This is a genomic window from Bradyrhizobium sp. UFLA05-153 (assembly GCF_054185185.1).
Genome location: NZ_JBBIAM010000144.1, coordinates 1 through 22,490 on the forward strand (window position 1 = coordinate 1; position 22,490 = coordinate 22,490).

A 22,490-nucleotide genomic window follows, 5' to 3' on the forward strand; every position below is an offset into this window, starting at 1 on the left:
GAATAGGGTGCCCCCCTCGCAACCCACGAAACAACAGCGTCCCTATCGTGACCGACAAGCCGGGAAGCGCATGGAGCGACGGGCGGCGTCAACCGATCGACGCCGCTTGCGTCGTGCGGTTCGCGAGCACGGAAACGAACGAAACGAAGAAATTTTTTGATCGTGCGTTAAGGGCCAGCGAACTGCATGCCGGCTGATTTTCTCCACAACCATCCTCAGTTCGCGGATCTGATCCGGATTCCGGCAATTGACGTAACTCAAACCCGCAACATCGTGCGGCCGACATTCGCCGTACGCTGCACGTGACGCCTTTCTGGACCGCCAAGACTAAAACGAATGCCGTGGTAAACTCAACTGCCCTTGGATCGATATAAGGCAAGGTTGCCAGCGACCACAGCCTTGCCAAGATGTCCCAATCCAAGAATCCAAAGATTTTTGCGGGAGATACAGCACCGCACTTCTGTGAACCACACGCCGCAACCCCAGGGCCTGCACTTACTTCCTACGATGCCCCTTAGGTCCGTACAAGGCGGTTGCGATGCGATTTCTAATCTGTCTAAAGCGCGATGAGATTGGAATGAATCATCATCGCGCTTTAGGTTGTCGTTTGAGCATGATCTTTTCGGAAAACCGCTTCACACTTTTCCGGATCATGCTCTAGCGGCGAACACCTGGTTGATTCTCAACAGAGATTTGAACGGTTTCGAAGAATGATTCTACGGATCGTAGGCGTCTTTTATCCGATGTAGTGACTATATACGTTTTGAAATCGAGGCAGAGCTCGTCGACAGCCTTGTATACGAGTTCCTCTGCTGGAAAAACGCTGTCTTGAAGGAGAATTCCTATCCCGATTCCGTGCAGAACGGCTTCCTTCAGAACAGGATAAGTCGTCATCTTAATAACGTTGGGCAAATTTATACTGTTCTGAAGACATGCCTTTTCCACCTCTCGTAGCGTCAGAGAACCATCCTCGGTTAGAATGATCCTTTCTTGTGCAAGTTCAGCCAGGCTGAGTGTCTGTCTGCAGGCGAGTCGATGCTCGCGCCGGACGAGCGCCATAAGCCGAGTTTTGCTGAGCTCCACGTGGAATAGGCTGGCAATGTCATCAGGCTCAGTGATGATAGCAATATCGACGTCACGCGCTTCAAGTCGTTGCTTAGCGAGCTCCCAGGGCACTAATGAAAACGTGATCCTCACCGCGGGAAAACGCCGGTTGAATTCGGAAATAATCGGCATCGCTGGGCACGGTGCGTTCGCGATCACAGTTAGATGGCCGGCCGACAGGTCACTGTAAGCGCTGATCTTCTCCGCGACGAGCTGCTCCAGAACCCGAACGCGATCGGATAATGCAAACAGTTCCTGAGCCGGTTTTGTTGGCACGAGCCCGCTGCGATGGCGAATGAAGAGCGTCGTCCCCATATGTTGCTCTAGCTTGGCAAGGTGCTGGGTGACGGCCGATTGGGTAACACCAAGGACAGCTGCAGCTTCTGAAACGCTTCTCCGCCTAAAGACCTCTGTAAAAGCCGCGATCTGGTGAGAACTGATTTTCATGCTGTAAAAGCCTGCTCCTCCTATTGCGGTGGCTTTGCATTCCCAAGCGCGTTCAAGGTCTTTTCGCGTGCCGCCCGCTGTCTCGCGCAAAGCCAACGACCCTTGTGCCGCTCAGGCTCGCCATTGATGTCGCGAGTGCACCCCAATTGATCGAAACACCTAAAGGCGGTCGCAGGGCCACATGTACAGTTGATAGAGGTGCGTATCTTCGGCCTCGTGCTTTCTGGAGCATTCCCTGATCACCACTTTGTCTGAGCCGACGGTGAAAGCTACATATCCGCGGGAGCCAGAAGGATTGCTCCATATCGTTCTTCCCTCACCGGGCTTCAGCATCACGAGTCGACGAACACCCTTTCGAGATGTTGCCTCAGCTCGCCGTACAGTGTCCCCTGGTACTTGGGAATGAACATCACACGGTATATAAAATGTCAAACTCCTGCGGCTTCTGGTAGCCTCGCTCGTTAGTGTAGAGTGCCGGCAAACCACAGACCTCTGCTTGGCGGTGCACCCGCCGCGCGAAGAAACATCTTTAAATTTCAACAGTGCCAGTTGCGCACCACTTTGGCACGCAGCGTACCAACAATTAAATTTGTTCGTTGGATGCGTTTCTCAGCGAGAGCGGGCCACGGTCCGGGATTTTAACTGCAGGCGCCAGGCTCGTCGCGCAGAATAAAAGCGGCCAAATTGTGAGCCGATTTCGACGTCAGCTTATTTAACAGGGGTAATACTCCTTCTATTAGCAAGGCTAATATCAAGACATTCCCGCGTCAACAACGCTTGCTACGCCTCTCATCCGGAAGCAGGCTGTAGACCGCTGTGCGCTCAGGGCTCGTTAGAGAGAGAGCGCACAGCTCATACCCGATGAAATCACGAGTGAAGGAGGCGATCCTCTTTCCGCCGAAACGGCGGATAGGGGGCCGCCAGCGGACTTCGCTACAAATTAACAGGAGAGATGAATGAAAATCAGCACCGATCGAATTCTCACGACACATGTCGGTAGTTTGCCGCGGCCGCCCGCATTGGAGGAGATGCTTCTGGCGAAAGAGAAGGGTGGACTGGACGCCGAGCGCGGTCCGTTGCTGGCGACCAGCATCAGTTCAGCGGTCGTCGACATCGTAAAAAAGCAGGCGAGTATTGACCTAACTGTTGTTGATGATGGCGAGATGAGCAAATACGCCTATTCGACCTATGCGCGCGAGCGCATGACGGGTTTGACGGGCATTGATCAGCCGCTTGCGTTGTCCGAACTGGCCGAGTTCTCGAATTTCGCAAAGCGGGTCAATCTGGATATCAAAACTCCTGCCTGCGTTGGACCTCTGGAGTACCAGGGAGAGGTGGCGGTGGCCACAGACATCGCCAACCTGAAGGCAGCGCTCGACACGGTTTCTGTCGAGGAGGCGTTTATGAACGCCTCCTCTCCGGGAATCATGGCCCACTACATGCCGAACAAATATTATCCATCGCAGGAAGCCTATCTCTATGCCTTGGCCGACGCGATGAAGGAGGAATATGACGCCATTGCTGCATCGGGCATGCTTCTGCAGATCGACTGCCCTGATCTTGCGCTTGGACGCCATTTCCGGGCGAAACCGATGGATGTCGCCGAATTTCGCAAGGAGATTGCTCTTCACGTCGACGTTCTCAATCATGCCCTGCGCGATATTCCCGCTGATCGGATGCGAATGCACCTATGTTGGGGCAATTACGAGTCGCCCCACCATCACGACATCGATCTCCACGAGATCTTCGATATCATCATCAAGGCGCGGCCAATGGCTCTTCTGCTGGAGGCGGCAAATCCACGTCATTCGCATGAATGGAGCCTTTTCAAAGAGACGCAGCTTCCCGAGGACAAGATCCTCGTGCCTGGCGTCATCGATACCTGCACTAACTACATTGAACATCCCGAGGTCGTCGCTCAGCGGATCGAGCAATACGCCAATCTGGTCGGACGGGAGCGAGTGATTGCTGGCACGGATTGTGGTTTCGCGAGCTTTGCGACATTTCACACTGTCGACCCGGATATCGCTTGGCGCAAACTCGAGTCGCTGACACAAGGCGCCGACATTGCATCCCGCCGGCTATGGAGCGCGAACTCAAGACGCTCCGGTCAAGCCATTGCTTCATGAAATGCGTAAAGCCTAGCTCGCAAACACCGCATATGAAAATCATCCAAATCACCGACCTTCACTTGGTTCCGACAGGTGATCGCCTCTTCGACAACGATCCAGGCGAGCGCTTGAGAGCCTGCTTGGCCGATGTGGCTGAGCATCATTCAGATGCCGAGCTTTGCGTCATCACGGGCGATCTTGCTCATCATGGCGAGAGGAGTGCCTATGTTCGCCTGCGCGAGGCACTTAGGGTCTTGCCTATGCCGGTGCGGCTTCTCATGGGTAACCACGATGATCGCGCCAATTTCCGCAGCGTATTTACCGAGGCTGCCGTCGACGATTTCGGCTTCGTCCAGTCGATGCTCGACACGGCTGCGGGACGTTTTCTGTTCCTCGATACGAAACGATCCGACAGCCATGCGGGCCTCTACTGTGAGTCACGTCGGACGTGGCTGCGCGCGCGCTTGGAAGAGGCACAGGGCAGGCCAATTTATCTCTTCATGCATCACCCTCCGCTGTCCGTTTACTTCCGGCCCGCCGACGACATCATGCTCGACGATGGGGCAGCGTTCGGACGACTCCTCGACGGGCATCCCATCCGCCATCTGTTCTTCGGGCATGTGCATCGCCCAATCACCGGGAGTTGGCAAAACGTTCCCTTTTCCACTTTGCGGGGGCTCAATCATCAATTGTGGCTCGATTTTAGTCATGAGCGAGGAATCCCCTGCAGTATGGAGCCGCCGGCCTATGCGATCGCTTTCCTGAACACCGACGCCGTGGTCATCCATACCCATGATTTTCTCGATGCAAGCGCAAAATATCTGTACGAGCCGGACCTACCCGTCGAGCGTCAGGTCGTTCCAATAGCACGGCCATCTCAACTCTGAATCCGAGGTGGGGTCTCGTCCCCGCAGACGATCCGTCACCCCTGCCCGTCCGTCGCCTAGCCCCGGCGGAGCGGTCGTTCGCATCTATTGGGCTTCTTTTCAGGACTCCAAGGAGCATTCTCATGAATTTGTCACGTCGCGCGTTTCTGCGTTCTTCCGTCGCGGTCTCCACCGCGTCCGTGGTCGGCTCATTTGCCAGCCCCGCGTCCGCGGCATCGGATACCGTGACAATCGCCTCGCTCTACGATCTGTCCGGACCGTTCGACGTCTACGGCGCTCCGTCGAACATGTGCACGGAATTCGCGGTCAAGGAGTTGAACAAGGCGGGGGGTCTCCTGGGTAAGCAAGTCGTCCTCAAGGCGTACGACTGCCAGTCGGACATCAACAAAGGTCCGCAATACGCGCAGCAGGCGGCGCTGCGGGACCGAGCCGTCATGGCCGTGGGGGCCTTAACTGGAGCTGCCCGAGAGGCGACGCGACCGGTTCTGCGAAAATACAAGGTGCCGTACTTTTATGGTTCGATTTATGAAGGTGGCGCCTGCGAGCAGAACATCTTTTGCTGCAACACCGAAGGAAACCAGCAGGTCGTCCCGCTGCTCGAGTGGTCGTTCAAGACTCTTGGCAAGAAGCTTTACTACATCGCCTCGGACTACAACGCGCCGCGCACGTTCGGAGCCTGGAATCATGTGATGGCGAAGCGCGAAGGCGGCGATGTGCTTGCCGACGATTATTATCCCCTCGACGTTACGGACTTCACTGCGGCAATCGCCAAAATCCAGGCAGCAAAACCAGATTTCATCCATTCCTGTCTGGTCGGCGGCCCGTCAATGTCATTCTACCGGCAATGGGCCGCAGCGGGCATGCTAAAGAAGATACCAATCGTCTCGATCATTTTCGGGGGCGGGCAAGAGCACGAGATTCTAGCACCTGAAGAGACGAACGGCATCTACGCTGCCTATAACTATTTCCAGGAGCTCGATACGCCGCGCAATAAGGCCTTCCTGGCACGTTTTTCCGACGCGATGGGTCAAAACCATCCTTACATCAATGGCGAGGCGATCGGTGGCTACAACACCGTCATGTTGTGGGCCGAGGCCGTCAAGCGTGCGAACAGCTTTGATCACGACGCGGTCATGAAGGCTTGGGAAAGTGGGATCAGCTGGGAAGGGCCTGGCGGAAAAATGGTCACTGACGGGCCTACGCATCACACCACCCAGGACGTGCGCATCATCAGGGTCGAAAATCGCGTCTGGAGTCTGATTGCAACCAAAGAGCAGATCCAGCCAGATAGCTACGGCGGCAGGTGCGATGTCTTTGCTCATCCGAACCAGACGGAATTCTTGATGCCGCAAATGTAGGTGAGCGAGGTTGCGGCGCCGCATCGAGGGACGGCGCCGCGGCCGCATTTGCCTTTCGTTTCATCACTCGAGGGGAAAGAGCGTGGCTCTTCTTTCGAGCACAAGGAGAATTCTCATGAAATTGTCCCGTCGCACGTTTCTCGCCTCTTCCGCAGCCCTTTCCGCTGCATCTATCGCCGGCTCATTTGTCGGCCGCGCTTGGGCCGCGTCAGACAGCGTTGCTATCGCCTCGCTGCACGATTTGTCGGGACCTCTTGATATTTATGGCGTGCCGTCGAATTTGTGCATGAAGGTAGCAGTCGAGGAGATCAATGCCGCCGGCGGCCTGCTCGGCAAAAAACTCGAGCTCAAGGTTTATGACGGCCAGTCCGATATCAACAAGTACCCGCAATATGCGCAGAAGGCGGCGCTGAATGATCGGGTCGTCATGGTGCAAGGTGCACTTAGCGGCGCTGCGCGCGAAGCCACGCGCCCCGTCTTACGCAAGTACAAGATACCCTTCATCTATGGCTCCTTTTACGAAGGGGGACTCTGCGAGAAGAACACTTTCTGCGTCAACACGGGCGGCAACCAGCAGGTCGTTCCGCTGCTTGAATGGTCATTCAAAAATCTCGGCAAGAAGCTCTACTATATAGCGTCCGACTATAACGCGCCCCGCAACTTCGGCATTTGGAACCACGTGATGGCCAAGCGTGAAGGTGGCGAGGTGTTGGCCGACGACCACTATCCTCTCGATGTTACGGATTTCACCGCGGCCATTGCAAAAATCCAGGCCGCAAAACCGGATATCGTGCATTCCTGCCTCGTTGGCGGCCCGGCTATGTCCTTCTATCGCCAATGGGCAGCCGCCGGCATGCTGAAGAAGATTCCGATCATCTCGATCGTGTTTGCCGCCGGCAATGAGCACGAGGTCCTGGCACCGGAGGAAACCGACGGCGTGATCGTTGCCTACAACTACTTCCAGGAACTCGATACACCGAAGAACAAGGAGTTTCTGGCCAAGGTCGAAGCGGTAGCCGGCAAGAACCACCCCTATATCAACGGTGAAGTCTTCGGCGGCTATAGCGGGGTCATGCTCTGGGCTGAAGCCGTCAAACGTGCCGGTAGCTTCGAGCGGGAAGCGGTTCTGGCGGCCCTCGAAAGCGGCATCCGGTGGGAAGGTCCGGCCGGGATCATGACCACGGATGGTCCCACCCACAACACGACGCAAGACGTTCACATTATCAAGGTCAAGAACCGCGTCTGGAGCCTGATCGAGAAGAAAGAGCAAATTCCGCCTGATACCTATGGCGGCAAGTGCAATGTCTTCACCAATCCGAACCAGACCGATTTCCTGATGCCGCAGATCTAGCTGGCCAGGCTCGCGGGCGCCGCATCGATTGCGGCGCCGCAGCACTCGTCGCTTGTTTCCATGTTTGTAGGTCGGGATAAACCATGGACCAATACATCATATTGTGCTTTGCGGTGGCCAACTCCATTGCCCTTCTTGCCCTGATCAGCTTGGGGCTTGCCGTCATTTTCGGCATGATGCGGGTTATCAACTTTGCTCATGGCGAGTTCATCATGCTTGGCGGCTACGCCACCGTGGTTGCCAATCATGCCGGCCTCAATCTTTGGCTTTCCATGCTGATTGTCGCCCCGATGGTCGTCGGGATGATCGGCGCCATAGTAGAGCGCCTCATCATTCGCCGGCTCTACGGCCATCTGGTGACGACGATGCTGGCAACCTGGGGGCTTAGCCTGTTCTTGATTGGCGCGGTGACCGCGATCTTCGGCAATACAACGATGGGTGTGAGCGCGCCGCTCGGAAATATTCCGGTCGGAGCCTATTCCATCGGCGCCTACCAACTGCTCTTGATCGCGATCACAGCCCTGCTGGTCGTGTGTTCTCTCCTGGTGTTGCATTGGACAAAATACGGACTGATAGCGCGTGCGGCGATGCAGAATTCCGAGATGGCGACCACCCTCGGGATCGATTGTGACCGCGTGTATGCGGCCACTTTCATCATCGGCGCCGCAATCAGCGGCTTGGCCGGCGCGTTGCTTGCGCCGATATCCGGCGTTCTTCCTCACATGGGTGCGGCCTATGTTGCACGTGCCTTCGTCACAGTGATCAGCGGTGGCGGAGCCCTGATTACGGGCTTTCTGTCGGCCGCAACGATCCTCGGGCCGGTTGAGGCTTTGCTTTCCTATTTCGCAACGCCGGTCGTCGGCCAGGCCTCGCTGCTGCTTTTGGCCGTGATCATCCTGCGCCTGTTCCCGACGGGCGTCTCCAGCTTATGGACCGGAGGTCGATAACGTCATGCTGCACCGACTCAAACATGCCTTGTTTCCAGTCGCTCTCGTGCTCTTCGCGGCCTTTGGGCCGTTCGTTCTGGAGCCATTCGACCTCGTCAATCTGTCTGCCTTTTCGGCCATGGCGATCGCAGCGCTCGGTCTTGCCTTCGTCTGGGGGACGCTCGGGATCCTCAACCTCGGACATTCGGTCTTCTTCGGTCTGGGTGCCTACGCCTATGCAATCGCAGTCTCCAATTTCGGCGACAGCACGCTTGCTGCGTTGATCGGGACCGTATTGCCGGTCGCATTCTCCCTCGTCCTGGGCTACTTTCTGTTCTTCAGCCGTCTGACCGACGTATATCTCGGCGTCATTACGCTCTGCGTGACGCTGATTTTCTATTCCTTCATGACGTCGACTGCCGATCCCTCATTTCACATCGGTCCGGTGCCGCTCGGCGGCTTCAATGGGATCACCGCGGTACCGTCGCTCAATATGCCCGGTGATCCGCAGGCTTTTCTATCCACGGAAGCGACGTTCTCAATCTGTCTTTTGTCACTCGCCGGCGCTTATGTCCTGCTTTCGTTCCTGCGTTCGAGCGATGCCGGGCGTATCATGACGGCGATCCGCGAAAGCGAGCTGCGGAGTGAGCTCCTTGGCTACGACATCCGCTTCTACAAGCTCGTTGGCTTTGCCGTGAGTGCTGCCATTGCGGGGCTCGGGGGAGCGCTCTACACAGCGGTGATGGGTTTCGTCAGCCCGAACGTCTTCGATCTTCCGCAAGCCTCGCAGTTCGTTCTGTGGGTGATCGCCGGCGGCCTCGGGACCTTTGTCGGACCCGTGGTGGCAAGCTTCGGCTTTCAGCTTCTCAGCAGCCAGCTCGGCGCCAACCAGGTTTTTAACACGGAGCTAATTTTCGGCGCGACGACCATCCTATTCGTGCTGCTCGCCCCTCAAGGCTTACTGCCGATGATCGTTAGGCTGTCACGGCTGAGGTTCCCGGCCCGTTCTGGCATCTTGCGGCGGAAGGAGAAGCCGGCATGAGCGGTTCGCCCATTCTCGCAACGAGGGGTCTCGTCAAGCGGTTCGGCGGCGTTGCCGCGGTTGATGGCGTCGACCTCGTCGTGACCGCCGGCGAAATCCGCTGCCTTATAGGCCCGAACGGCGCTGGCAAGAGCACGCTCTTCAAATGCCTTACCCATCAGCACCAGCCAACCAGCGGCCATGTCCTGTTCGAAGGCCGGGATCTGCAGGGCCTGCCCACCCATCGCATTGCGCGCCTGGGCATCGCGATCAAGAACCAGATTCCCAGCATCTACGCCAACCTTGACGTCAGGGAGAATATCCGCCTCGCCGCCCTGCGCAGGAGTCTGCCAAAGCGCGAGCTGGACAGGGTCGTCGAGCTGGCGCTGGAGGAGATTGGCTTTGATGACCGGCGCGCAAAGCAGCCGGCGGTGACCCTTTCGCATGCGCATCGCCAATGGTGCGAACTCGGCATGCTGCTCGCGAGCGATCCCCGTCTCGCGCTCCTCGACGAGCCAACTGCCGGCATGACGCGCGATGAGATGTTGAGGACCGTCGATATCATCAAACGTCTCAACGCCCGTGCCACGGTGATCGTGGTCGAGCACGACCTTGAGTTCATCGCCCGTCTCGCACAAAGGGTTACTGTCTTGCACAGGGGAAAAGTGCTGGTTGAGGACACCATGGACAAGATCGAGACAAATGAGACCGTCCGAGACATCTATCTCGGCCGCAAGAAGGAGGCCATTCATGCTGAAAGGTGAACGGTTGGTCTCCGGCTACGGCAAGACACAGGTTTTGCGCAACTTAAGCTTCGATCTCAGCGCTCATGAGATTCTGGGGATCATCGGCATCAACGGTATGGGCAAGACCACCTTGCTCAAGACTGTCATGGGGCTGTTGCCGCTCGAAGGTGGCCGGATCGTACTGGACGGTGTTGCCATTGAAGGTCTGCCTGCCCATCAACGCAGTCGTCTCGGCTTCAGTTACACGCCGCAAGGCGGAGCGGGTTTTCCTGGCCTCACCGTCAAGGAGAACTTGCTGCTTGCGGGCATGATGCCCAGTGCCGGCAAAGTAAAGCCGATTGCCGAGATATTGCGTCTCTTTCCGAGGCTCGAAAAGCTTCTCGCTCGCCCCAGCGGTGCGCTGAGTGGAGGCGAGCGGCAGTTGCTAGCCTTGGCGCGAGCTATGGTTCGCGCGCCGCGGCTTCTTCTGCTCGATGAACTGACAGAGGGCATTCAGCCATCGGTGACCGACGAAATCGCCGAATGCCTGTTGTCTATTCACCGACTAGAAAAGACGACCATGATCATTGCCGATCAGGATCTCAGTTTCGTCGCCTCGCTGGTCGGCCGAGCGCTGGTTGTCCAGAAGGGACAGATCGTTGCGGAGCGGAATCCGACTGAACTCCTCGCCGATAGCGTCTTCGAGACGGACTGAGGTCATGCCGGCGCCGGGCCTGCGTCCCGCGATGCCAGTGTCAATCCGTTAAAGACGAATATCCACCTTTCAATTTGCGGAGCCACCATGGCCACCAGAATCCTTTCAATTCAACCGACCGTCCATCCCGCCGCGCAGTTACACGATGCAAAACTCGGCGCATATTGCGAGGTCGGAGCTCGCACGATCCTGCGAGAAGTGACGATGGGCAATTATTCCTACGTCGAAAACGATTCCCAGATCACTTACACGACGATCGGAAAATTCTGCTCGATTGCGGCAATGACCCGCATCAATCCTGGCAACCATCCGATGCAGCGCGCGAGCCAGTCGCATTTCACCTATCGAGCGAGCGCCTATTTTTTCGGCGAGAGTGATGACGCAGACTTCTTCGATTGGCGCAGAAAACATCAAGTCAACATCGGTCACGATGTCTGGATCGGTCATGGCGCAATCGTACTTCCCGGCCGCAACATCGGTACTGGTGCCGTCGTTGCAGGCGGCGCAATCGTTACCAAGGACGTGCCGGCCTACACGATCGTCGCAGGCAATCCGGCCCGCCCCGTCAGGCGGCGGTTTGCGGACGATATCGCTGGGCGGCTCACCAGGCTTGCGTGGTGGGACTGGGATCACGAAAGTCTGCACGCTGCGCTGGACGATTTTCGCAAGCTGACGATTGAAGACTTTTTGAGCAAATACGAAGTGGGCAATCCTGCGAGGCTAGACTCCTCGCGTTGACCGCTTCGAGGGAACTGGTTTTGATTGTCAGAGGAACGGGCTCGTTTCCGGAGGCGGCTGCGCAATTGCTCACCGAGGCGCTCCCGCTTCCGTCCCGACTGCGCCGGCAACCATCGGAACATCGGCATCTCCCTCTTGGCGCGAGCAATAAGCACAGTTCTCCAGTCCGTCATTCCCAAAGCCAAGCGCCGGGGATACTTGTCAGAACCGCGAGGCTAACAGGCTGGCTCACGAAGCAGACGAAGCTCGTTGGAAATCGTCGATCGCATTCAATGGCCTCGTGCGGCGGCTCTCTGCTGAGCTTTGCATTGTCGACGGCTCGGTGACCTCACGAAAGAATTGCTACCATCATTAAGAAAGAGGCTGACGTGTCATCCGTTGCACGAACTGAGTTTTCGCACGCTGAGGTTCAAGTGATCAAAGAAGTCGAGCCCGAGAAGAACTTTCGATTTTATGACAATCGACAAAAGTACCTGATGTTCGTCAATACGTGCAGCGAGAAGCGCGTCGTATCAGAACGAATAGCACTCGAACTCGATCAGATTCGTCCGCGTCCGCCTGCGGTGCGGGTCTTTGATGCGGGCGTTGGCGATGGGACGGTGCTGGCTCGCGTGCTGCGTTCAATGCATCGGCGCTATGAGCATTTGCCATTCTACGTCGTTGGGAAAGAGATCAGCCTTGAAGACATTCGCTTGACGCTCGAGAAGCTGCCTGATCGGTTTCACGAGCACCCGGCCACGGTCATCGTCCTGACCAATCTTTACTATCACGAAGCCCCGTATCTTACGGCAAGCTCGGCATCAGCGGCATCCAGGCTCGTCTGGCATGAAGTCGCCCTGAGCGGGCGGACTGCGGCCGAATACGAGCGCCAGATCAATAATCTTGAGCCGTTTCTAGCGCAACATTGGAAGGCCAGCGTAAGCAAGAAATCCGGCAATCCGATCTATGAGCGCCCGGTCGTTCTGGTGCTGTATCTGCAGAGCTACCGATTTCTGCTGGACCAGGTCATCCCCAGGCAAGGCGCAATCATGGCAGACTACGATCTTGTCATCGCCTCGCAGCCCTATCGAGCGCGGGCGTCGGCAGAGTTCAAGGCAAAGAAGGTCGTTGCGCCATTAGCACTTGCCCTTTCTCCGGGAGGTCGATTGGTCGGCATTCATTCGTGCGGCGACGATCCAGGCTTGGAAATCATTCAGAGCGTGTGGCCCGGCGAAGAGCCCTTCGCAAACGATCGACGAGATATATTGCGCGAAACGAAGATCGCGATGGGGAGTGAGGCGCGCCAGTACAACTTCGATGCGCTGACCGATGAGCAGTCGAAATTCAAGTATGTGATGTATACGCTCCCCAACGAAATTGACGCGGACGCCACATCAATCGGGACGTCAACACTATTTGCAGCCTGGAACAATGCAAACTACGTCGCACAGATTGAGGACGAGCGACTGGCCCGGGCTATGACGGACGATCGATACCTGGCGTGCACTAAGGTGATCTTGCGCAAGCATAATGGACTCTGGTTCTCGGACGAGTCTTACGTCATCTCCCGAAACCACGAGCCATAAAATAGCTCGCCCCCTGAGACGCGGGACCTTTCTGGCCCGCCTCCAACATCAAACAAGACCAGGCTGATGACGTCGGGCATCTCGCCGAAGATTGCCGCCGCTCGTTTTGCGGCCGAAAAAGGAACCATCATGACGGGGTCAAGAGGCCAAGCTTGCAACGAAGAGGACACTTGCCAGCAATTCCTCGGTCAATACTCGATAGAAATCACACCGCGCGACACCGGCGCAGTTGAGATGGCGCGGCGAGTTCTTTCGCCCGGGACGGAGATCTATGTTGCAAGCATATCAGGAGAGCCACTAGAGACGGTGATTGCAAGAGCGCTGGAGCTCAGGACGTCGGGCTTCGTTCCGGTGCCGCACTTGGTTGCACGCAGATGCGAAAGCCATGATCAGCTCGAGACGACACTGGCCCGACTGCGACAGGCCGGCGTTGATCGAGCATTGTTACTGGGGGGCGACGTGGCGCGCGTCGCCGGACCGTTTCCTTCCAGTCGCGCGGCGCTTGAGACGGGCCTATTCGCTCGCTATGGGTTTGAACGTCTTGGCTTCGCCACATATCCGGAGCCCCATCCGCACATCTCAACCGACGTGCTAGATGGCGAACTCGATCAAAAAGTTTCGTTGACCGTTCGGCAAGGGATAACGCCGTGGGTGGTGAGCCAGTTCTGTTTTGAGCCGGACGCCATAACAACACATATCAGACGTTTGCGGGTGCGAGGCATCGCTGACGACGTTCGCGTTGGGATGGCGGGACCTGCCACGCTAAAGAGCGTCATGCGTTTGGCGCTCATATGCGGCGTAACAAGCTCTGCTCAAGCATTGCGATCTCAAGGTCGTCGATTTGGACGTCTTGTCTCCGGTTATGAACCGCAGGTGCTCATTGATCGACTCTTGCAACAAATGGATATCAAAGCTGAGTTGCGTTCGTTACGAGCGCACTTCTTCGGATTCGGTGGACTTCAGCAGACGGCGACGTGGATCCGAGAATACAGAGGTAAGGGGGCGACGCCGTAGATGTGCCGCAACGACGTCATGATCGGCATGCACAAGTTTCTAAAGGCTTGCAATCACCCAACGATCGCTCTGGATCACGGAGCGTTGCCTACACATCATCTCTACGTTGTGTTGTCGTGGCATCCAATAGCCTCGTTATAATGTCGTCACGCTAAGTAGCGTTGCGGCGACGTCGGACGAAGTAGGTGTCCACCACCTTCCCTGCACTTTGCCTCTGAGAGGCACCTACTTTCCGGCGTAACACCTCCCGCTTTTCGAGAAAGAACTCAGTTCCCTCATCGTTCGCAATTTCAAGTCCTTCGTCGAAGCCCTCATGCTTTGCAAAATAGTCCAGCGCGGCTTCGGGGCTCAGTTCGCCGGGGATCGACCATTTGTCCTCTTGTGCGGCGTCAAACATTGGAGTTGCCCGTTGCAGGGCGTACCAACGAACCCGGTCCGAGCTATCATTGGCAGGCTGTCGGTCAGTATTTCCAAGGCTTCAACAAGGCTCGTTCGAGAGGCCGTGAGATACCCAATGTCGGCGTTGGTCTGGTCGATCTTGCCGGCAGGCGTGGTTTCGTGTGACAATGACAGGGCCCGAATTTCGCGTTGGCCAGCTTCCCATCTGCGCACCGTGCGTCCATCTTCCACCCGTACGATTCTGGCCAATGCGTCTGCACTCAATCCAAGTGAGGCGCGCGCACCCCTAAGCTTCCGGAGTTCTGACAAGCCTAAGCAGCGCTCCATCGGCTCTAGCAAACAAGAGTTCCAAACTCATTTTTGCCCTTCGAAGCGGCAATAAAAGCGGCAAGGAGAGGGACGTCAACTTTACCGTAACCATTGATATCATTACATATTTTGCGGCGAAGAAAGCGCCAAAAAAGGACGTATCGGCACTGCCCCCTCCTGCCCGATGATCAGCAGGAACTTGAAGATCTGGCAACCGACTTGGTGGCCAAGGCCAACACATTGCCCGGTCGCCTACACCCGGTCATGCGGGTGTCGGTTGGCGACCTCGTCCGTTCGATGAATTGTTATTACTCGAACCTTATCGAGGGCCACAACACGCTGCCTATCGACATCGATCGAGCGCTCAACAACGACCTGGCTAAGGAGCCGGTGCGGCGCGATCCGCAATTGGAGGCGCGTGCTCACATTGAAGTCCAGGGGATGATCGACCGCGGTGAGCCCCCTCACCCGCGCTGTCCGTCGACTTCATTATCTGGACCCACAAGAATTTTTACGAACGCCTGCCGGAAGAGCTGCTCGTCGTGGACCATCCCACGACCAAGGAGAAGATCAAAGTTGTCCCCGGCGAACTCCGGAAGGACCACGGATCGACTTGCACAACTAGCCACAATCGGAGAATCGGCATTCGCAGGCAGGGGGATTTTGTCGTTTGCGCCCGCCTCTGCTGCGACAGTTGATTGCCGAGCCTGATTTGCCGAGCGGTTCCCAGCGTCAGTGGGATGTCGCTACCGACTTGGACGATGAATGAGGCACGCCGCTTCGTCAGATAAGGTGAGAATGAGCGAAGTTTACGACGGGTTGGGTGCAGCTCGCATGATCAAATGCAAGTGCGCGCGTTGAGCTATCAGCGACTTGCATGATTTCGTCGCCAACTGGTGCATGTTGGTCGTTTTTCTGCGCGCAAATATTAACGCGTCTACTCGAAAAATACAAAAGGCTGATTATCTCCGCTCTGCCAAAAAGAGTTTGTCTTGGACTCGCGCATACGAAGATTGTCTGAGAGGATTTAGCCATTGGACGACGATGTCAGAACGACTATCGCGCTGCTCTGCTAAGTGAAGTATTCGCAGGTCGCCATCGGGTTTGTGCTGATCTACAAGACCACCGGCGTCCTGAACTTCGCTCAAGGCGCGATGCTGCTGTTCGCGGCGCGGATCTTCGTCAGTCTGGTCGAGCGTGGAACGTCCTTTGCGTTCGCGCTGGTGGCCGCGCTGGTTGCGATGCCCGCCGATGGACCAGGTGCATGTTGCTTGAGCTCGGAGGAGGATCACATATGGTGACCACGCGCGAAGTGTCTGTCGATGACGCCCCAACGGTGACCCACATGGTTGCTGCCCTAGTCGCCGAACTTGGTGCCGGCCAGGTACAGGCCGAACCAGATACCCAGCTTGTGGCTGAACTCCTTGCCATGAAGGAGCGTGTCTATGGGTTTCTGGCTCTCGCGGAGGACCGCCCGGTCGGCGTCATTATGTTGTCGGAAAGCGCAGCCCTTTTCGCGCGCGGAACCTACGCCACTATCACCGAACTCTATGTGGTGCCGGACCAGCGATCGTCTGGGGTCGCGATGCGCCTCATTGAGGCTGCCGTAGGCCTGGGGGCGGTAAAAGGCTGGGGCCAGCTTGAATTGGCGGCGCCCAGGCAGCCGATGTGGAGCCGCAACTCCAGCTTGGCATTGTACTTCAAGGCTGGTTTTGCAGAGATCGGCCCACGTCTAAAGCTGCCCCTACAATGCCTCACTAACCCGCGTGCGCAAGGTGCTCCTAAGGGGCGATCGCGATTAGACTCTCGGCGGCAACGCGCACTATCCCGCTCTAGCCCGGATTCAACGGCTGTAAGGTTTGCATTGGAATCCGGGGGACACTCTTTCGCAGGAACAGACCCTCGGCCATCTCGCGGCATGCGAGAACGATAGCTCTCCGCTGCACGCATCACAGAACGGGGAAATTTTCGTATCGGCGCCGTTTTCGCGGCCGCAATATGAAGCGATTCGATCAACTCATCTTACTTGAACACCGCGCGTCCTCGTCGTTGCTTATCGGCATATTTGTCTACCTACCCGTCATCGTCTGCGACGCATCGACCTAGGGTGAAACTCGGAGATTGCCGCGGCGTCGTAGAACTACTCCTAGTTCAGCAGGTATTTCGCTGTTGCGCGTGTAGTTTGTCGCTCGATCGCTTGCTATCCACAGGAATGGCGATCGTCGCAGCTGGGCGATCGGGAACAGCGTTTTGGACGCATAGGACCCTGCGTCTTCGCCTTTGTCCTATCGACATGGTCCGCGCGCGCCGACGATCTCAGCACTGAAGTGCCCGGCCAATTGGCCCACGCAGTACTACTGGCTCTGGCTGGCTGGATCGCTTTCCAAGCAGCCTAGTGCGCATCGTTGAATTGGCGAAAGCCACGACAGCGAGACAGCTACGGTGCGCTAGAGAGTCACGCAATTCGATCAGATTTTCAAACCATGGCTGCCTCTTAGCGATTTTGCTGGCCTTCGAGAAATACTCTCGCGGCGAGCGAACAATACCGCTCAGGGTGCCGGATCGTGCTGCCCATCGATGCTACGCATGATCCGCAGCAGGCCCGGCAAGCCTATGATCGTCATCTTGCCCACACCGAATGGATGGCTAAAGACGGCCGCGAACATCTTTTGAAAGGATACCCCAAGTACGTTAACTAGACCTGTTTCATATCTTTCGTTTGCGCTTTCGTAGACGATGCTTCGGTTCTATCGCGAGCTAAAGACTTTCTTCGAGGGTGTTGAGAGACACCGCTACCGCGAGCTTTACAATCTTGTCGATCAACTTTTGGCTGTGGATATGTTCGGGCACCCCCCGTTTGGGAGTTGCTGAAGGAGGTCGGCCCTCAAATACTTTACGCATTGCGTTTTGGCTTGCTTATTCCTTCACGTGGGGGCGCGTGTGAGATGATTGACTTGCAGTCACGGGCGTATCTCGCCCGCTGTCTCCCAGCTCGAAACGCTGCCTCAACGGCGCAGGGGTCTCGAAGGCGAGCCTATTGGTTGCAGGCGATGGCTGACGGTCTTGACAACAGCTGCCGTGGGTCTCGCTGGATGCAACTGGATTGGTTCTCTCTCGAGCCCGAGCGGGTCATGCCAATCGCTAACCAGGTTGTCGAGATGAAGGCGCACGCGAACAGCTACGCCGAGGCATTCAGAGGTCTGCCAGAGGACCAGACGGTCGCGCGCAACAACGTTATCGGTCGCCGCGCGCGTGGATGCAACGCCGGCGAGAGCAGCGGCGGCCACAGATTAAATTTCGGCGGCATGCAAGGCGCCAGCTGGCACGGAGGTCGGCTACTCCTCGCCTCAACTGGAGAATGCAATGGCCGCAAGAAAAGATGCGGCCGGTTCGACCAGTCACGGGGCAGCAGCCCGGCTCGAAGCGCTCCCTATAGCCTGAGGAGGATCATCAATCAGTTCAGTCACCCGTTTGTTTGAACGCGCGCGTCGACTTTAGCTCAATTTCAGAAAGAGAGTTGGACCATGAATGCGGTTCAGTGGCTTGAAGTAGTCAGTCTCGGCATCGTGTTGGGAGCGCTCGGCCAAGGCGCCCGCACGATCGTCGGGATCAAGAAGCTCAATGATTATTCCGACGATGCTAGCTCGACGGCCGCACTCATCAACGGGGTGCGGCTCTTGATTTCCTTTGGCATTGGCGGCGTGGCCGGCGCCTTCGCCGCAATCACCCTCATCACCGACATCAGCAAGGCCATTTCTCCCGAGCAGCTGTTTACGATCGCGGCAGCCGGCTACACCGGTGCCGATTTCATCGAAGGTTTCATAACGCGGATTTCAGGCAACCAGCCGGATGCTCCCGCAGTGAAGCACGTTGCCACTAATTCTTCCGATGACGCCGTAGGATAAATGCCATGGGATCAGCTGTTGAATTGTCTATTAACGGCCAAGCCACCGCAAATGTCAGGGTCAATCTGAGGCAGGGCTCGCCAAGCCTCCAATCCCCGGTTCTGCGAAAGCTGAATGCCGGGACAACAATTTCGATCGAAGGCCTTGTCATTGGCGATGCCGTCCAGGGCAACGCGCATTGGTACCGGACGGCGGACAGTGCCTATGCGTGGGCCGGCGCTTTCTCTTCCATCCAGCGGATCGACCTGTCGCCCTCCCCCTCTCCTGGCGAAGCGGCTGTGGATACAGGGCTGGACCGCGTTCCGCTGGTGGTCGACATCTTTCACGGAGACAGTGTCGTCAGCTTCGATCAGGCATTCGCCGCGGGCCTGCGTGGGGTCATTCACAAGGCGACCACTGGCGCGTCCGGCAGGGACGATGCGTACAAGCGTCGGCGTGATCTTGCAAATCGTGCAGGGCTGCTTTGGGGCGCAACGCATTGGGGTACGGCCCATGCACCGATAAGCGATCAGGTGAGCAACTTCCTTGACTGGGCTGATCCCGACAAGGACACGCTCGTTGCCCTTGACTATGAGCGCGACGATGGAAACCAGATGACACTCGAGGGAGCACGTGAGTTCCTGGAGCTTGTCAACAACGAGCTCGGACGGAAAGCGGTGCTCTACAGCGGAGACACACTAAAGACCGCACTTGGCAACAGGAGCGATCCGTTTTTCGGCTCGCACAGGCTTTGGCTGGCACAATATGGCAACCATCCAACCGTGCAGCGGAGCTGGCAAACGTATTGGCTGTGGCAGTACACCGACGGCGAGAAGGGGCCCGGGCGCAAGACTGTACCGGGAATTCCCGGAGACCGGCGCAACCGCCTCGACTGCGACCAGTTTGCAGGTAGCGTCGATGATCTGAAGGCCCAGTGGGCGGGGTAGCTGTACTCGCGGCGGGGGCGCGCAACTGTTGGAGTGCGCCCCGTCGCATCGTCAATGAGCAGCCGGGCTGCAAGGCGAGAGTTCAAACAATATTCAATTCTTCAATCTGCATTTGCTCCTGCGGTGAGGAAAGCAAACATGCCGAGGCGAATCGTCCTCCTGTCCGACGGCACGGGCAATTCAGCCGCCCAGGTCTGGCGCACGAATGTCTGGCGCTTATTCTGCGCACTTGACCTGTCGAACGACGATCAGGTCGCCTTCTACGATGATGGTGTCGGCACCTCTTCATTCAAGCCGCTTGCGCTGTTAGGCGGCGCATTCGGCATCGGACTTCGCCGCAACGTGCGCGAGCTCTACAAGTTTGCTTGCCGCAATCACCGCGGCAAGGATGACCAAATCTTTGGTTTCGGCTTTTCGCGCGGCGCATTCACGATCAGGGTCTTGACGGGGCTGATCCTGGACCAGGGGCTGATCGATGCGAGTAGCATCTCGGAAGAGGAGCTCGATCGGCAGGCCCGTCAGGCCTATCGCGACTACCAGCGCAAGCACTTTCACACCAACTGGTATTTGCTCTATCAGGGATTCCGAAAGCTCATCGGTCGACCCATCCTTGCATCGGATTCAGAGATCCCGCCTGGCCGACATGCCGTTGAGATCCGTTTTCTCGGCCTCTGGGACACGGTGGCGGCTTACGGGTTGCCGATCGACGAGATGACGCGTGGAGTGAGCCAATGGATCTGGCCGCTCGAGCTCCCCAATCACACGCTCGGCAACGAGGTGAAACGCGCTTGCCACGCACTTTCACTCGATGATGAGCGGACGACCTTTCATCCCATTCTCTGGAACGAGCGCGATCCGAAATGGATGGCGCCAGCAGAGACGGAAAAACCGGGCTTTACCGCCAGCGAGCGGATCGTGCAGGTCTGGTTCGGCGGCGTCCATGCGAATGTGGGCGGAGGTTATCCCGACGACTCGCTGGCCCAAATCCCTCTTTGCTGGATCATGGAGGAGGCTCGAGCGTGTGGCCTCAAATTCAAGACCGAGAACCCGGCTGCATTGGCCGAGGTGAGGCAGGCGCAGGACAAGGACGGCAGGCTCTACGATCCACGCTCGGGTTTTGGCGCCTACTATCGTTATGGCCCTCGTCGGCTTTCACGGCTGTGCGACCAGCGGTTTTCCAGAACTACGGGGGACGAGGTTTACATCGAAAGACCCAAGATCCACGAGACCGCGCTACGTCGTATCAAGAATAACGCGCATGTCTATGCGCCGATCGGGATTCCGCACGAATACGATCTCGTGATGGCTAAGCCGGTCCCGCATCCGGAGAATGCCGACTACTGCACGTTCGAAGTCAAGAGACTTCCAACCAAGCCGGGAAACGGCGTCTACGAGACCACTAGCCAGGCCGCTGCGCGCGTCAGCGCAGAGCGAAAAGGGGTTTGGCCGAGAGTATACGTACGCGCTGCCCTGTACTTCTCAACTCTCGCGGCGACCACCTTTGCGATCATTTTTCCGCTGGCTGGACGCGGCAATTCGATCAATGCAGATGCGAACCGGCTTGGCCTCGTTTCGGACATCATTCGGACGGCCAGCGGCTTCGTTCCAGGCTGGGCCTCCGGCTGGCTTAGCTCCTACGCGGATTACCCCTTCACATTCTGCGTATTGGCCCTCGTGCTGACCGCCCTGCTGTATGGAAGCAGTCGTGTTGCTTCCAGCGTTACCGGAGAGATGCAGGGGCTCTGGATGAAGGCTTTTGACGAAAAACTGACTCCCGTGTCGATCAAGCCGGAGCGCAATCCGAAGAGCGGCCTGCTGTTTGTGCAATCGATCTGGAAATACTATGTTGGCCCAGCAATTTCCGCGGCGATCTTAGCCTATCTGACAGTCACGGTCGCCGCGAAGTTTCTCTTTACGGCAGTCGACCAGGCCGGCCTCATTTGCGAAAAATCTGCAGCGCCCACAGACATTCCTGACGGTGGCGTCCTGATCTCGTTCGATGCCAGCAAAGTATGTCATGCGACTGGCTACAAGATCGGACGGCTGGACAGGTACTTCATATGGACCACACCAGACCTTGGCGAGCTCAAAAAGCAACACCCAAACTACAAGGATGATCACGCGGCCTGTACGCAGCCGGGGGTCCCTCTGCGCGATGCAGGCGTCACGACGGATGGCCGTGGCTACAGCACCTTCGGCGATCCGGCGGATGCGACTCGGCTTAGTTGGTATCAAATGGCTCTACACGTGCTCAAGTTGCCGCTACGACGCTACTATGGCGAGCCGTGGTTCCAGCCGATCGCACGCTACGGCCAATTCGGTGATCAGGTCGATTTCCTCGAGCCGGACCCGAATCCGGCTTTCAGAAAGATCTCCGAGTACGTATCTCCGAAGGTCCCGGGAGAGCTCATCTTCTATGTCAATGAAGCGGTTCTGCCGGCGCCGCAGAGCTTCCAGTGGTTCTACAACAATCACCGGGGCTGCATCTCGTTCTTCGTCAAGCCATCCAAGTAGGACGCAGCGCCTCAGATAATGATGATTTCAAACGCATCCCCGCGCCGGCATGGGCGCTCGATAAGGCTGATGTCGAACTTCTTGGAAAGCACGCCGCCAGTCTGGAGGAAGCAAGTACTCCCGAAATTTTGAGCGGCTGATGAAGTTGCTTTACAGCCTGACGTTCGTCTAGCAGGCTGAGGTCCGTCTCCTATCCGACGCCGGCCAAACAAAACTCAAGCCTTGGCTCTCCGACTCGTGGATCGCTAAGCGCGCGCAGCTGGTTAGCGGTCACGGCTCTGCCGGTCGACAAGTATTTAGCCATCGTAGGGATTCGGCGTAGAGCAGAAGAGTTGGGATGATGACTTAATTCTGGACTTGTCGCCGACTTTTGTAAGCCAACGTGCCAGGAAACGATGCCTAGGTGTGGCCTGTCAGGAGGTTGTCCATCTGGTCTGAACCGAGGAAGCTGAGGTTGCGAAGCTTCAGTGTTCCA

At 57.1% G+C, this 22,490-nt stretch carries 19 protein-coding genes and 1 pseudogene; 18 read left to right on the forward strand and 2 right to left on the reverse strand.

The genetic code is table 11. The features are described from left to right. Positions 1–197, forward strand: a 197-nt coding sequence (locus Q2941_RS44335) for a hypothetical protein (protein WP_458196505.1), incomplete at its 5' end; no start/stop codon positions are given. A gap of 460 nt (positions 198–657) precedes the next feature. On the opposite strand, the gene Q2941_RS44340 is transcribed toward Q2941_RS44335, so the two are convergent. Beyond that, positions 658–1,647 (reverse strand): LysR family transcriptional regulator, encoded by a 990-nt coding sequence (locus tag Q2941_RS44340; protein ID WP_458196506.1) that lies wholly within the window; start codon positions 1,645–1,647, stop codon positions 658–660. 860 nt (positions 1,648–2,507) lie between these two features. Between Q2941_RS44340 and Q2941_RS44345 the strand changes: the two genes are divergently transcribed. The 11 genes from Q2941_RS44345 (at position 2,508) to Q2941_RS44395 (ending at position 13,962) form a co-directional block, all read left to right on the forward strand. Then, positions 2,508–3,680, forward strand: coding sequence for a cobalamin-independent methionine synthase II family protein (locus Q2941_RS44345; RefSeq protein ID WP_458196507.1), 1,173 nt, complete (start codon positions 2,508–2,510; stop codon positions 3,678–3,680). A gap of 32 nt (positions 3,681–3,712) precedes the next feature. After that, positions 3,713–4,549, forward strand: coding sequence for a phosphodiesterase (locus Q2941_RS44350; protein ID WP_458196508.1), 837 nt, complete (start codon positions 3,713–3,715; stop codon positions 4,547–4,549). Positions 4,550–4,671: 122 nt separating this feature from the next. Beyond that, complete coding sequence (locus Q2941_RS44355) at positions 4,672–5,907, forward strand: ABC transporter substrate-binding protein (RefSeq protein ID WP_458196509.1); 1,236 nt, start codon at positions 4,672–4,674, stop codon at positions 5,905–5,907. 82 nt (positions 5,908–5,989) lie between these two features. Then, complete coding sequence (locus Q2941_RS44360) at positions 5,990–7,258, forward strand: urea ABC transporter substrate-binding protein (RefSeq protein ID WP_458196510.1); 1,269 nt, start codon at positions 5,990–5,992, stop codon at positions 7,256–7,258. Positions 7,259–7,341: 83 nt separating this feature from the next. After that, complete coding sequence (locus Q2941_RS44365; protein WP_458196511.1) at positions 7,342–8,205, forward strand: branched-chain amino acid ABC transporter permease; 864 nt, start codon at positions 7,342–7,344, stop codon at positions 8,203–8,205. A 4-nt stretch (positions 8,206–8,209) separates the two neighbouring features. Next, positions 8,210–9,226 carry a branched-chain amino acid ABC transporter permease gene (locus tag Q2941_RS44370; protein ID WP_458196512.1) on the forward strand — a complete coding sequence of 339 codons (1,017 nt, stop codon included), beginning with the start codon at positions 8,210–8,212 and terminating at the stop codon, positions 9,224–9,226. Beyond that, positions 9,223–9,969 (forward strand): ATP-binding cassette domain-containing protein, encoded by a 747-nt coding sequence (locus tag Q2941_RS44375; RefSeq protein ID WP_458196513.1) that lies wholly within the window; start codon positions 9,223–9,225, stop codon positions 9,967–9,969. The genes Q2941_RS44370 and Q2941_RS44375 overlap by 4 nt, the downstream gene beginning before the upstream one ends. Then, positions 9,956–10,645 (forward strand): ABC transporter ATP-binding protein, encoded by a 690-nt coding sequence (locus Q2941_RS44380; protein WP_458196514.1) that lies wholly within the window; start codon positions 9,956–9,958, stop codon positions 10,643–10,645. The genes Q2941_RS44375 and Q2941_RS44380 overlap by 14 nt, the downstream gene beginning before the upstream one ends. Before the next feature lie 87 nt (positions 10,646–10,732). Then, complete coding sequence (locus Q2941_RS44385; protein WP_458196515.1) at positions 10,733–11,383, forward strand: LbetaH domain-containing protein; 651 nt, start codon at positions 10,733–10,735, stop codon at positions 11,381–11,383. 413 nt (positions 11,384–11,796) lie between these two features. Continuing rightward, positions 11,797–12,948, forward strand: coding sequence for a hypothetical protein (locus Q2941_RS44390; protein ID WP_458196517.1), 1,152 nt, complete (start codon positions 11,797–11,799; stop codon positions 12,946–12,948). Positions 12,949–13,014: 66 nt separating this feature from the next. Next, complete coding sequence (locus Q2941_RS44395) at positions 13,015–13,962, forward strand: methylenetetrahydrofolate reductase (protein WP_458196518.1); 948 nt, start codon at positions 13,015–13,017, stop codon at positions 13,960–13,962. A 151-nt stretch (positions 13,963–14,113) separates the two neighbouring features. Here the strand turns inward: Q2941_RS44395 and Q2941_RS44400 are convergent, their stop codons facing one another. Continuing rightward, positions 14,114–14,359, reverse strand: a complete 246-nt coding sequence (locus Q2941_RS44400) for a hypothetical protein (protein WP_458196519.1) — start codon at positions 14,357–14,359, stop codon at positions 14,114–14,116. 1,387 nt (positions 14,360–15,746) lie between these two features. On the opposite strand from Q2941_RS44400, the pseudogene Q2941_RS44405 reads away from it, so the two are divergent. From Q2941_RS44405 to Q2941_RS44430, 6 genes and pseudogenes are all read left to right on the forward strand, one after another. Further along, a pseudogene (locus Q2941_RS44405) lies at positions 15,747–15,926 on the forward strand (branched-chain amino acid ABC transporter permease); the annotation flags it as partial. A 173-nt stretch (positions 15,927–16,099) separates the two neighbouring features. Then, positions 16,100–16,603 (forward strand): GNAT family N-acetyltransferase, encoded by a 504-nt coding sequence (locus tag Q2941_RS44410; protein WP_458196525.1) that lies wholly within the window; start codon positions 16,100–16,102, stop codon positions 16,601–16,603. 631 nt (positions 16,604–17,234) lie between these two features. Further along, on the forward strand, positions 17,235–17,369 hold the full coding sequence (locus tag Q2941_RS44415) for a hypothetical protein (RefSeq protein ID WP_458196521.1): 135 nt from the start codon (positions 17,235–17,237) through the stop codon (positions 17,367–17,369). An 825-nt stretch (positions 17,370–18,194) separates the two neighbouring features. Continuing rightward, entirely contained in the window at positions 18,195–18,575 is a 381-nt protein-coding gene (locus tag Q2941_RS44420) for a hypothetical protein (protein WP_458196522.1), read from the forward strand. 5 nt (positions 18,576–18,580) lie between these two features. Continuing rightward, the gene (locus tag Q2941_RS44425) at positions 18,581–19,501 is read left to right on the forward strand and encodes a GH25 family lysozyme (RefSeq protein ID WP_458196523.1); all 921 of its coding nucleotides are present in this window, start codon (positions 18,581–18,583) and stop codon (positions 19,499–19,501) included. A gap of 54 nt (positions 19,502–19,555) precedes the next feature. Further along, positions 19,556–22,015 carry a DUF2235 domain-containing protein gene (locus tag Q2941_RS44430; RefSeq protein WP_458196524.1) on the forward strand — a complete coding sequence of 820 codons (2,460 nt, stop codon included), beginning with the start codon at positions 19,556–19,558 and terminating at the stop codon, positions 22,013–22,015. The last annotated feature ends 475 nt before the right edge of the window (positions 22,016–22,490 follow it).

Excerpts from the sequence above, each read along its gene's own strand:
- Q2941_RS44385 (WP_458196515.1), top strand. The coding sequence starts at position 10,733 with ATGGCCACCAGAATCCTTTCAATTCAACCGACCGTCCATCCCGCCGCG.
- Q2941_RS44370 (WP_458196512.1), top strand. The coding sequence starts at position 8,210 with ATGCTGCACCGACTCAAACATGCCTTGTTTCCAGTCGCTCTCGTGCTC.
- Q2941_RS44395 (WP_458196518.1), top strand. The coding sequence starts at position 13,015 with ATGACGTCGGGCATCTCGCCGAAGATTGCCGCCGCTCGTTTTGCGGCC.
- Q2941_RS44380 (WP_458196514.1), top strand. The coding sequence starts at position 9,956 with ATGCTGAAAGGTGAACGGTTGGTCTCCGGCTACGGCAAGACACAGGTT.
- Q2941_RS44350 (WP_458196508.1), top strand. The coding sequence starts at position 3,713 with ATGAAAATCATCCAAATCACCGACCTTCACTTGGTTCCGACAGGTGAT.
- Q2941_RS44345 (WP_458196507.1), top strand. The coding sequence starts at position 2,508 with ATGAAAATCAGCACCGATCGAATTCTCACGACACATGTCGGTAGTTTG.
- Q2941_RS44355 (WP_458196509.1), top strand. The coding sequence starts at position 4,672 with ATGAATTTGTCACGTCGCGCGTTTCTGCGTTCTTCCGTCGCGGTCTCC.
- Q2941_RS44425 (WP_458196523.1), top strand. The coding sequence starts at position 18,581 with ATGGGATCAGCTGTTGAATTGTCTATTAACGGCCAAGCCACCGCAAAT.
- Q2941_RS44430 (WP_458196524.1), top strand. The coding sequence starts at position 19,556 with ATGAGCAGCCGGGCTGCAAGGCGAGAGTTCAAACAATATTCAATTCTT.
- Q2941_RS44410 (WP_458196525.1), top strand. The coding sequence starts at position 16,100 with ATGAAGGAGCGTGTCTATGGGTTTCTGGCTCTCGCGGAGGACCGCCCG.
- Q2941_RS44400 (WP_458196519.1), bottom strand. The coding sequence starts at position 14,359 with ATGTTTGACGCCGCACAAGAGGACAAATGGTCGATCCCCGGCGAACTG.
- Q2941_RS44365 (WP_458196511.1), top strand. The coding sequence starts at position 7,342 with ATGGACCAATACATCATATTGTGCTTTGCGGTGGCCAACTCCATTGCC.
- Q2941_RS44375 (WP_458196513.1), top strand. The coding sequence starts at position 9,223 with ATGAGCGGTTCGCCCATTCTCGCAACGAGGGGTCTCGTCAAGCGGTTC.
- Q2941_RS44420 (WP_458196522.1), top strand. The coding sequence starts at position 18,195 with ATGAATGCGGTTCAGTGGCTTGAAGTAGTCAGTCTCGGCATCGTGTTG.